Origin of the sequence: Nostoc sp. ChiSLP03a (assembly GCF_034531215.2) — a bacterium.
GTDB lineage: Bacteria > Cyanobacteriota > Cyanobacteriia > Cyanobacteriales > Nostocaceae > Nostoc.
In genome coordinates this window covers 53,521-65,225 of the sequence record NZ_JAVRBQ020000090.1, presented here as the reverse complement: position 1 = coordinate 65,225, position 11,705 = coordinate 53,521, and the positions used below count along the sequence as shown (strand labels likewise).

Sequence of the window (11,705 nt, the reverse complement as noted above, 5' to 3'; positions counted from 1 at the left end):
CTATATATAGCACAAGTCTTGGTGGTTAGGACATCAACAGACGATAAAACTTAGACACAAAAAGGCTTTTCACCCAGTCCCCAGTCCCCAGTCCCTTGCTATAGTTATCTGGAAGCTGTACCGCCAACAGTCATCATTCTCAACAAAGGCCAATTTAAATCTTTCTCGGAGATTTCAGTCACATCTAGAGGCCAATCAATGTTAAAAAATGGGTCGTCATAGCGTAAACCTCTTTCATATCCTGGAGTGTAAAATTCACCCACCTGATATACAACTTCAGTCTCATCGGTTAGCGCTTGATAGCCATGAGCAAACATTTCTGGAATATACAAAGCACGGTGATTTTCTGGGGTTAGCTCTACACCAATGTATGATAAAAAGCTAGGAGATTCAGGACGCATATCAATAATTACGTCGTAGATTGCACCTTTAGTACAGCGAATTAATTTTGTTTCTGCTGCTGGCAAAATTTGATAGTGCATTCCGCGGATAGTGCCTTTTTTATAATTAAAAGACAGATTACATTGGGCAACTGTTGGCTTTAATCCGTGTGCTGCAAATTCTTGAGCGCAAAAAGACCGAGCGAAAAAACCACGATGATCTGGCTTTTCTTCTAAATCAATGATGAATGCGTCTTTGAGTGCAGTTTGAGTGAAGATCATGAATGAATAACCTTGATAGGAATATTGACGATAACAAAACTTGGCAAATTTGAAAACTTAACTTGTTAGAAATCTCATCAAAAATAGTTTTGAGCAGATTTTTAGATTAACAAGCAGCTTGCTTTAACTGAACTATATGGCAATACGCTTGGGTTAAGCAAATTTATCTGTTAAGGCAGGCAGGGGGAGCAGGGGAAGCAGGGGGAGAGATAAAAAGCTTAACTGAACTGTATTGAACTATATGGCGCTATTACTGACTGGTTCAGTTAACTTTGGTTGGGGAAAAGTATTGTCTCGATATTGAGTACAAACTTCTGGGCGATCGGGAGAAGTAGAAGTGTAGCACGAGAATAAAGTTAACCTATCTTCAGTGCGTGATGTACCGTGATGTATGGCTTTTTTGGGATCGACAATAATGACTGTTCCTGCCGATCCTGTACAAGATTTCCAAGCCTCTTTCGGGATGATTTCATTTAGTTCTTCATCGGTGATACCTAAATGACCAGATTGCCAAAGCTTGTAGTAAGTACGGTAATAGTTGAATTTAAATAAAGAGGTTAAAGAGGCTGGGATATATTCAAATGGCCCGTGCTTTTCTTCAACATCATTTAAGTAAATAATGATTTTGATCATGCGGCGGTCTTCTGCATCTTTATGCCATAGTTGTGTACCAAACTGATTTTTATTAGGGAAATCTTTGCGGAGATGTACACCATGAAAAATGATTGGCAGACCAATGTAGTTTTCAATGATGTTTAGAAGCCTTTTTTCGCTTCCCCAAGTTGCAAATTCAGGTAAATATGTAACTGTGTAAATTTGGGGAAATTTTTCCTTTGAATCGTCATGATTGCTAGATTCCATTTGGGACGAATAACCATAAGCTGCCTTGAGCAATTCTGCTGTTGAATCGAATCCCAATTCAGCAAGTGTGGTAATATGAATACCATCAAATTTAAGGTCATCAAGAATTTTGCGATCGCTTGCTTCTAGTACAGGCAAATTAGCAGCGTGTTTTAAAAGTGCTAATCTGTAAACTAATTCAGATCCCAGTGAAGATATTTTGCGTTTAATCTTGAGCAGCATGACATGACTACCTTTAATAGACTATCGGCTATTTTCTACTTGCTGCCTTAACTCTGCTCTGGGATAAGTATCATCCCAGTATTGGGTGCAGAGTTCTGGTCTTTCAGGAGGGTTAGCGGTGTAACAAAAGAATAGTGTTGAGCGTTCTTCTGTGCGGACTGTGCCGTGATGCAAAGCATTTTTCGTATCTACAATAATGACTGTACCTGCTGGCCCTGGGCAGGATTTCCAAGCTGATTTGGGGATGACTGGTTTTACTTTTTCATCATCGATGCCCATATAACCTGATTTCCAAAGTTTGTAGTAAAGCTGAATATAATTCCAACTAAACAAGGAAGTTAAAGAGCGGGGAATGTATTCAAAAGGCCCAGTTTTTTCTTCGACATCATTCAAGTAAATAAAGATTTTGATAATGCGGTGGTCTTCAGCATCGCTGTGCCATAGCAGTGTGCCAAACTGATGTTTGCTAGGGAAATCTTTACGTAAATGTACACCATGAAAAGCAATAGGCAGACCAATATAATTTTCGATCAGATTGAGAAGTCTTTTCTCCATTGCCCAAGCATAAAATTCTGCTAAACCTGTAACCGTGTAAATTTGTGGTAACTTTTCATCTAGATGGTCGTTGTTGGGATTTTCCATCTGAGACAATTGCTGATAAGCAGCTTTGAGCAGTTCGGAGCTAGAGTCGAAGCCTAAATCTGCCAGTGTTGTGACACAAACACCGTCTTTTTTGAGAGCTTTGAGAATGTTGCGATCGCGCCCTTCCAATGCTGGCAGATTTCTGCTATGCTTCCAACGAGCTACATAATATTCAAAATCAGCAGACAGCGTAAATATTTTGCGTTTAATTACACTAAACATGTGGTAAACTATTTCCAGTTTCAATGTCGATTTATCAGTAATTTAGTAGCTTATGGCTTATAGTTTCGTATTTCTTGAGCAGGTATTTCATTTGATTCGGCTAAACTAAATTCTTTAGAAATTATCACGTCAAAAGCACATAAACCGACTAAAGCCAAAAATGGGACTACTGTCTTAATGGCAGACATAGGCCATCTTCTTAAAGCACCTAAGAAAACTTTCAAGTTGACTTCTTTACCGTTTTGCAAAAGCATCCGCCGACAAAACTGCTTAGAATATCCACTCTGTTCCAATTTCAAAATTACTTCGGGTATGTGTTTGTATTGCATTAACAGTGCAGATTTTGGTTCTTTCTGCCAATAACTTACACCCACAACACATTCTAAATAAGTCTCTTTCGTGACAATTACACGACCATTAGAAGCACAATACCCGGCTAAATATGCTAAAGATATCCAATTATTCTCAGCATCTTGCCAATTTTGGAGAGCGCATTTCACTAAATCAGTACGGTAAATTGTAGCAGTCAGAAAAATAACTGCACCAACACTTTTTGAGAAACAATGCTCAAATATAGCTTTACCATCACCATCACCATCTTCACTATCTATATCAAACCAGCGATTACCAACAATTGTTGGTGGATGAACTGGTTCACCAGTAATTTGGTTTCGACCGGAAAAGTTGAGAAACAATAGTGATAAATCTTCGTATTGCTTAAGTTTGCTAATTACATAAGCAATAGCTCTATCTTGAATTGGGTCATCGTCACCAATTGTCCAAACATATTTTGTTGTTGTCGAATTTAGGCAATACATAATATTTTTGACAACGCCTAAATTCTGAGGATTTTTATTTGATTTAAATAGAATATTGCTAAGTATTATTTGCCATTTGTTGATTACATCCTGAGTGTTGTCTGTTGAACAATTATCAGAAACTAAAATTTCACAATCATCTTCAAAACCTTTGACAGCTTGAGCTAGCCATGCTAACTGTTTATCTAGTAATTCAGCCCGATTATAAGTCGGTATAGCAATGGTCAATAATTTCTGCATGGTAATAAATAGTAGTTAATAAATTGATATATAAATGGTTACAGGCTAGTCTCTAGCTGTTTGGGTGGGAAAAGAATTGCCCAAGCTGATATACTTAACAAACGTAGGTAAGGAATAAATATCTTGATTGTCAAGAAAGGCCAACGTTTTAAAGCACCTAATAAAATTTTCAAGTCAGTTTTTTGATGGAAATTCTGCCAAATCATTTCCTGACAAAATTTATGAGGATATCCTACCTGTAGTAGTTTGATATAAACTTCAGGTATGTATGCATATCGCATTCTAAAGTTCCATGTTGGGTCAAGATCCAAAAGACTAGCGCCCATAGTACATTCTAAATAAGTGTCTTTAGTGACGATGATACTTCCATGAGCAGCACAAAATGCAGTCCAATATGCTTGAGACGCCCAATTATTAGTAGCAGACGGCCATTTTTGTAAAGCTCGTTGCACTAAATTTGTGCGATAAATTGCTGCTGATATAAAAACTACACCACCAAAATTTTCATTCAGGTAACTTTGAAATACAGTTTTACCATCAACTTTTAGTTCGTCGTTATCACTATTCAACCAGCGTTCGACAACAAGTTGACCTGTTTGTTTTTGACGACCAGAGAAGTTTAAAAGCATTAGTCCTAAATCTGAATGTTTTTTTAGTGTCGTTAACACATAATCTAGGGTTCTCTCTTGAATTGGGTCGTCATCGCCAATTGTCCAAATATATTTACTATTTGGGGCTTTTAAGCAACACGCAATATTACCCATGACCCCAATATTTTCACTATTACTGTTTGATGTAAATGTGACATTACTAAGAATTAACTGCCACTTTTTAATAATTTCTTGGGTATTATCTGTCGAACAATTATCAGAAATAAAAATTTCACAGTCAGACTCAAATTTTTTAATAGAATTGGCTAACCAAGTAAGTTGTTTATCTAAAATATGAGCACGATTGAATGTAGGAATTGCGATAGTCAGTAATTTATTCATATAATAGTTTACAAATATTTTTATGGATGAAGTAAGCCCGAATCAATACTATTTGATTCGGATGCTTAAATTATTTTTGGTTACTAATAGGCAACTTTAGCTACTTTTTATTCCAGAAAAAATCTTTGTCAATCTGCTCTGTCCGAATTAGATACTCTAGCTGTTTTAAGCGAGTAAATCCTCTAAACAAGAACGTATCTTCAGCCATGTGTATTTGACTGAATAAATCAAATAACTGCTGGGCACCAAGTCGGGCATTCCAATCACATTTAAATCCGGGTAGGATTGTGTTAATTTTCTCGAAAGATACGCGATAGCTGCGGTTATCTGCGCCGTTATCACCAAAGGATAATTTACAATCTGGGAAAACATCAGCAATAATTTCCGCAATTTCTTTAACGCGATAATTATTCGCTGTATCTCCCACGTTGAAGATTTGGTTATGTACAATGTCTCGTGGTGCTTCTAAGGTGCAAACTATTGCTTTGCAAATATCCAATGCGTGGGCTAATGGCCGCCAAGGTGTGCCATCACTAATCATTTTGATTTCTTTGCTTGTCCATGCCAACCCTGCTAAGTTGTTTAAAACAATATCAAAGCGCATTCTAGGAGAAGCACCAAAGGCTGTTGCATTCCGCATAAAGGTGGGAGAGAAGTCATCGTCAGCGAGTGGTGCGACATCTCTTTCTACGAGAGTTTTACATTCTGCGTAGGCTGTTTGGGGATTAACTGCGGATTCTTCTGTAACATCACCTGCGGTAGCAACACCGTAGACACTGCATGAAGACATATATACAAAACGACGTACATTCATAGCCTTAGCTAGACTAGCCAAACGAACTGAACCTACATGATTAATTTCATAGGTAATATTGGGTGCCAATTGTCCGGCTGGGTCGTTGGAAAGTTCTGCCATGTGAACTATGGCTTCAATACCTTCTAAATCATCAGGTGTGATGTTGCGGATATCTTTATTAAGGGTTTTGGGTGTCACTCCACTAGAGTTGTACAGCCAACCAACTTTATAGAAACCAGTATCTAGACCAATAACTTCATGTCCTCGTTCGATTAACAGAGGCGGTAATAATGAACCTAGATAACCTTCTGTTCCTGTTACTAATATTTTCATTGTGGTTAATTCCTTTGTATTGTATTGATGAGTTGAATTCTTCGTTTAACTGGACGCATAGATGTACGCCCTAGAGTGTGTTGCATCTAGAAGGGAAGCGCTGTATAGCCGTAGTCACATAGGTTAGGACAGTATTGAGCGCTCAAAACCTTGACAAAACTGGGTTTTTACTCAGCACGGGCTAAACGCCCCGCTACCGCTAACAGCACTTTGCTATATATAACTTGGCTAAAGTCATTATGTAATTATTAAAACCTTTGCAGGCTTACTTATTGGGTAGCAGCACTCTATAGCGGTTCTTAATTGATGCATGACACTTTTTTCTTGTGGGATGGGTGTCTTACCTGTCCCTTGTATTTTCAGGCAGACAAAGATGCCCACTATACAAGATTCATCCCTTAATTCAGCAGTCCCGGAAATAACAACGATGCTATCTATGCAATTACTACACTCTCTAGATGCGAAAGTTGGGGAATTTCTGCCACAAGCGCTTTGCCGATTTCTAGAGAAGATGTGGCAGCAGGAGAAGGAGCATTGCAAACATGAATGGAGTTTTGACCAGAAACAATCAAAAAGTCGTCTACAAGCTTGCCATCGTTCATTAAGGCTTGAGCACGGACTCCTGCATGGGTGGGAATTAAATCTTCTGCTTGCACTTCGGGAATTAGTTTTTGTAAACTTCTGGTGAAGGCTGCTTTGCTAAAAGAACGAATGATTTCTTGGATGCCTTCATCAGCGTGTTTAGCTGCTAATTTCCAGAAACCGGGATAGGTAATGACTTCCAGAAAATCTCGTAAGTCAAAGTCGGTTTTTTTGTAACCTTCGCGTTTGAGGGATAGAACCGCGTTTGGGCCTGCGTGGACGCTACCATCAATCATCCGGGTAAAGTGGACACCTAGAAAGGGGAAATCTGGATTGGGAACTGGGTAGATTAGTGTCTTGACCAGATAACGTTTTTCTGGGGTGAGTTCGTAGTATTCTCCCCGGAATGGGACAATTTTGGCTTGGGGTTCAACTTGACCTAGTTTGGCGGTACGATCGCTATGCAATCCAGTACAATTAATTACAAAGCGGGTTTCAAAGTTGCCGTTGTTTGTTTGCAATACCTGATTTTTACCACTTACAAAGATTTTTAGGACTTTTGTATTCAGGTGTAAATTTCCACCCTGCTGTTGAATAAGCTCGGCATATTTCAAACAAACTTGCTTGTAATTAACAATACCAGTTGAGGATACCCGAATTCCACCTACACATCTAACATGAGGTTCAATTTCCTTAACTTCTTCGGGGCTAATTCTCTGGACTTCTATGCCATTGTCTAAGCCGCGTTGGTAAAGATTTTCTAAGCGTGGTAGTTCTTGTTTTTCAGTGGCGACAATTACTTTACCACAAACTTCATGGTCAATTCCATGCTCTTGGCAGAATTCTACCATTGAACGAGAACCATCACGACAAAATTTAGCTTTGAAACTCCCTGGCTTGTAGTAAATACCAGAATGAATTACCCCGCTATTATTACCAGTTTGGTGAAATGCCCATTGACTCTCTTTTTCTAGTACTAAAATCTGGGCATTGGGATAGCGTTTTCCTAAAGCCAACGCTGTCGAGAGTCCAACTATTCCCCCACCTATAATCGCAAAATCATACATTAGTATTATCGCACTTCAAATTACAGTAAATCTATAAAGTCATTTGTCATTTGTCACTTGTCATTTGTCATTTGTTATTTGACTCCTGACTCATAACTCCTAACTCCTAACTCTTCTTACCATACCTTCCAAGGAGCCTGATTGTTCTTCCACAGCCCTTCGAGATAGTTTTTATCGCGTAAAGTATCCATTGGTTGCCAAAACCCATCATGCCTGAAAGCTGATAGCTGTTCCATATCAGCTAGCTTTTCTAATGGCTCTTGTTCCCATACCGTAGAGTCATCAGCAATTAAGTTGATTACTTCTGGTTCTAACACAAAATAACCGCCATTAATCCAAGCTCCATCACCTTCGGGTTTTTCCCGAAAGCTAGTGATTTTGGTTTGCTCATATCCTAAAGAAATAGCACCAAAACGTCCAGCGGGCTGAACAGCTGTAAGTGTTCCTAAACTATTTTGTTCTCTGTGAAATTTAACTAGCTCGGTGATATTAATATTACTGACACCATCGCCATAAGTAAAGCAAAAAGTTTCATTACCAAGATGTTCGCTGATTCGCTTTAAGCGTCCGCCTGTCATTGTATTATCACCCGTATTTACTAAGGTGACACGCCAGGGTTCTGCATAACCAGAATGCACGTTCATCTGGTTAAAGCGCATATCAAAAGTAACATCTGACATATGTAAGAAGTAGTTAGCAAAATACTCTTTAATTATGTAACCTTTGTAACCACAACAAATAATAAAGTCATTAATGCCGTGAGCAGAGTAAGTTTTCATTATGTGCCAAAGAATTGGCTTACCACCAATCTCAACCATCGGCTTGGGTCTAACACTGGTTTCTTCACTGAGGCGTGTACCAAGACCTCCAGCCAAAATCACCGCTTTCATGCAATTACCTCGGAGATTTGTAGGGATATGATTATTCGACTTTTTCGAGATGAAGAGGATGCACTCCAAGGGAGAGAAATGTATTTCTGATTTCTGTTTCTCCGTCAATAATCTAACTGTAATTTCCGATGAAATTATAAAGGTAAGATAAATTAAAATCTTTTCTATATAAAAGCTCTATGAATATCTATAACTACAGAAATAAATTACTCAATGAAATAAAAATATTACCTATAAAATAACTAGGGTTAGCGCCAGCTAACCCTAGTCAGGCTTGATTTGTTCAATCAAAACCAACAATATGTTAGTAACAAAACTTACTTGTTTCTAGTTAGTTTTTTCCACATTACTTGAGCCTTGGAATAAAGGGTCACATTTATTTTCGATGACTACACACATATTACTGAGTGCTTGTTGATAATTATCCATGTCATCTTGCTCAAGAAATATTTTGGCAGATGTCTGTATATCTTCGACAGCTTTCGCTTGGTTTTTGTTCGATTCACTACCGCCATATTGTGCCAGTTCATAGCGAACCATACCTCGTTTGAGATATGCTTTTGCTAGTTTGGGGCTTAGGGCTAATGCTTCGTTAAAGTCAGCGATCGCTTGATTATATTCTTGCTGATAATTGCTGCTATATTGAGCAATTTGATAATAAACAACACCCCGCTGGAAGTAAGCTTCGGCTTTGGAGATATTACGTTTTATTGCCTGAGTAAAATCTGCGATCGCTTTTTTGTAAGCTTGTTGAGATTCACCGCTGTATTTAGCCATTTGGGCGCGGACAATCCCTCGTCTGACATAAGCTTCAATTTCATTATTATCTAGACCAATGGCTCGATTATAGTCTGCGATCGCTAGATTATATTCTTTATCGGGATCGTTGCTATATTCGGCAAGCATATAGCGGGCATTGCCCCGATTTACCAGAGCTTTGATTTGATTGGGATTGATTTTCAGAGCTTGGCTATAATCTGTAACTGCTCCTTCATAGTCTTTCAGGTTATAGCGGGCATTACCACGATTGACAATTGCTCTAGCATGTGTCGGTTCTTGTTCAATTGCTTGGCTAAAATTGACAATTGCCTTGTCATAGTCTCGCTCTTTATAAGCAATATAACCTTGCTGATAAGAATCAGCGAAGCTGAGTTTATTATTTGGCTGGGAAGACTTGATTGTTTGTTGGGTGTAAGCATTTTGGGAAACTAACGGCTGAGTAAATTTAATCATTACGTCTGCATATCCCAATAAACCAAAACCTAGCAAACAACAAATAATCGGGTATAATTTTGACTTTTTGGAAGGTTTATATGAACCGCTGGGAGTCATTATTGGCTGCCAGTAATTAACTAGCTGCTGCGGTGACATGGCTCGCTGGGGAAAATGCGGTGTTTGATTGTAGCGCTTTCTCGCTTTGACTCGCGGTTGGAGATGTTCTCTAGCTTCTATAGCCCGATGTGATGGGAAGGGGTCGCGTCCGCCTAATCGCACTGTACGTTCGCACCACGGACAGCTACGCATGTGGTTGTTGTAGCGATGCTGGGGATTTGTCGTACAGGTAATCAGGGACTCTTCGGCTTCAGCGATGGCTGAGAGCCAAGTCTGGGCACTGGGGCGTAGTTGTGGGTTGTTATGACCTTCTTCAAAACAACGGATAAATAATTCCTGTAAGCTGGGATGGAGAATTTCCCAAGGGGGTGCAATGGGTGTCGGCAGGTAGGGTACGTAACGCTTTTGGCTGTAAGTAAAATGACCCGATGCAATGCGTGCTTCGTAAGGTGGTGGCTCAATCGCACCTTGAAAAATCCCCGAAAATGGGTGGGTGCCTTCCATTAAAAGTTGAAATACTAGCACCCCTAACCCAAATAAATCGTGAGAGATTTCGCGATCGTGCTGGGCAAAAGTTTTATTTTGTAGTTCTGGTGGAGTAAACTCAGGTTTACCTACTGGGCAGCGATAAACAACATTGCTGTTTGGGTCGGTTACTTGGAAAGAGTCTGTGTCTATCAAAGTTACCAGTGCTGTATCACTGACGAGGATATTAGACTCGTTCACATCACCAATGCAATATCCACTAGCGTGCAAAGCGGCAAAAGCTGCCGCCAAGTTTCGAGCCGTGCGGAGCAGGTACTGATAGTTGAATAAAGGGCAATGTTGCCGACGAGTTCTGGGGTTGTAAAAGTCGATGATTGGACGCATCCCCTGAATACGTGGCATCAAAAAGCCCAGGATGCTATTTTTGCCATCTGCCGCCCGCAATAAATCCTCTGGCCAAGCAATAGAGATATGCCCTAAACTCGCCGTCGGGTTTTCTGGCGGGTTGGCAAGCATCGCCTGGAGTTTCTCTGCATGAGCAGTGGTTGGCTTGTGGTAAATCTTCGCCACCAAGTCGTTATCGGATGGCACTGCATAAACACAAGCTTCACCGCCACGTCCCAAACTGACATTGAGACTGAGGATTTCTTTTTTGGGGGAACAACGTAGTACCTGCATAATGAAATTACCGCTAACGGAAGTTATTGTAAGATGTAGAAACCTGTAGATTTGTTGCTCATGAGTCGTTGAATGCAGCTATAATGAGTGTTAAATCATCATCAGTGCGTTGCGTAATCCGCTCTGAGCGTAAAAATTTTACCAATTGCTCCTTCGCTTCTGTCTTATCCTCGGTATTGGCGACAAATTCAAACAGCGGAAAAAAGAATGGTTTGTGAGGTTCGCCAACAACCATATTCAAAGCCAGCATTTGTAATCCGTCGGTGATGATACCAACGTTTACTATGTCTGTGCGCCATAATCTCATTTGTGCTGTATCTAAGGCATTAGGCGAAGTTAAAAAAGTGGTTTCGTTGATGTATTCACCGCTGTCAGGCATCGTCAGTGCCAGCAGGTTGCCCAGACGATCTTTTGCCACTGCCAAACCATCACCTATCTGAACTACAGCTACAACTTCTGGTGTGGCAACCAGCATAATTAAGGTAGTTGCTAAATCTTGAGGCTGTTTGTCACAAGTAGCCGCCTCATCCTCCACAGCTTTTTTGGCGGCGAATATGGCATCATTTAAGAGCGATCGCACCAATGTATCATCAGTCAAACTTCTTCGGGTCAGCCCAATGGTTGAAATGTTTTCGATTGCTGTCTCTACAGCAATCATCGCTCCCACTTTCCCAAGGCTAGCAGAACCCGCGCCATCTGCTGCGGCCGCCACTAAAACATTATCTGACAATATCTGCCAGTGATGAGCATCCTGACATAATTGATTGTTTTTTAAGTGACTTGTACCACATACAGACGCAGCCACAATCCGCCATTGAGCAATCTGTTTTGATATGTTCATAAATTTTTTTTTCAAGCAGCTAGCTGCGTAAACATCAAGCT

The 11,705-nt window shown here is 39.9% G+C and carries 10 protein-coding genes; all 10 read right to left on the bottom strand.

The window, feature by feature from the left end:
• Positions 1-104: 104 nt before the first annotated feature.
• The 10 genes from rfbC to RMY32_RS14620 all read right to left on the bottom strand — a co-directional run bounded on the left by rfbC (position 105) and on the right by RMY32_RS14620 (position 11,664).
• A complete protein-coding gene (gene rfbC / locus RMY32_RS14665) occupies positions 105-662 on the bottom strand; it encodes a dTDP-4-dehydrorhamnose 3,5-epimerase (RefSeq protein WP_322709160.1) in 558 nt (185 codons plus the stop codon).
• A 237-nt stretch (positions 663-899) separates the two neighbouring features.
• Entirely contained in the window at positions 900-1,745 is an 846-nt protein-coding gene (locus tag RMY32_RS14660) for a phytanoyl-CoA dioxygenase family protein (protein ID WP_322709159.1), read from the bottom strand.
• Positions 1,746-1,766: 21 nt separating this feature from the next.
• Entirely contained in the window at positions 1,767-2,609 is an 843-nt protein-coding gene (locus RMY32_RS14655; protein ID WP_322709158.1) for a phytanoyl-CoA dioxygenase, read from the bottom strand.
• A 50-nt stretch (positions 2,610-2,659) separates the two neighbouring features.
• Positions 2,660-3,667 (bottom strand): glycosyltransferase family 2 protein, encoded by a 1,008-nt coding sequence (locus tag RMY32_RS14650; RefSeq protein WP_322709157.1) that lies wholly within the window; start codon positions 3,665-3,667, stop codon positions 2,660-2,662.
• 38 nt (positions 3,668-3,705) lie between these two features.
• A complete protein-coding gene (locus RMY32_RS14645; RefSeq protein ID WP_322709156.1) occupies positions 3,706-4,659 on the bottom strand; it encodes a glycosyltransferase family 2 protein in 954 nt (317 codons plus the stop codon).
• 100 nt (positions 4,660-4,759) lie between these two features.
• Positions 4,760-5,788: an SDR family oxidoreductase gene (locus tag RMY32_RS14640; protein WP_322709155.1), complete on the bottom strand. Its 1,029-nt coding sequence runs from the start codon at positions 5,786-5,788 to the stop codon at positions 4,760-4,762.
• A gap of 434 nt (positions 5,789-6,222) precedes the next feature.
• Positions 6,223-7,437 carry an L-2-hydroxyglutarate oxidase gene (gene lhgO, locus RMY32_RS14635; protein WP_322709154.1) on the bottom strand — a complete coding sequence of 405 codons (1,215 nt, stop codon included), beginning with the start codon at positions 7,435-7,437 and terminating at the stop codon, positions 6,223-6,225.
• A gap of 116 nt (positions 7,438-7,553) precedes the next feature.
• Positions 7,554-8,327 (bottom strand): glucose-1-phosphate cytidylyltransferase, encoded by a 774-nt coding sequence (gene rfbF / locus RMY32_RS14630; RefSeq protein ID WP_322709153.1) that lies wholly within the window; start codon positions 8,325-8,327, stop codon positions 7,554-7,556.
• Positions 8,328-8,654: 327 nt separating this feature from the next.
• Positions 8,655-10,823: a tetratricopeptide repeat protein gene (locus RMY32_RS14625; RefSeq protein ID WP_322709152.1), complete on the bottom strand. Its 2,169-nt coding sequence runs from the start codon at positions 10,821-10,823 to the stop codon at positions 8,655-8,657.
• A gap of 58 nt (positions 10,824-10,881) precedes the next feature.
• Positions 10,882-11,664 carry a PP2C family serine/threonine-protein phosphatase gene (locus RMY32_RS14620; protein ID WP_322709151.1) on the bottom strand — a complete coding sequence of 261 codons (783 nt, stop codon included), beginning with the start codon at positions 11,662-11,664 and terminating at the stop codon, positions 10,882-10,884.
• Positions 11,665-11,705 lie beyond the last annotated feature (41 nt).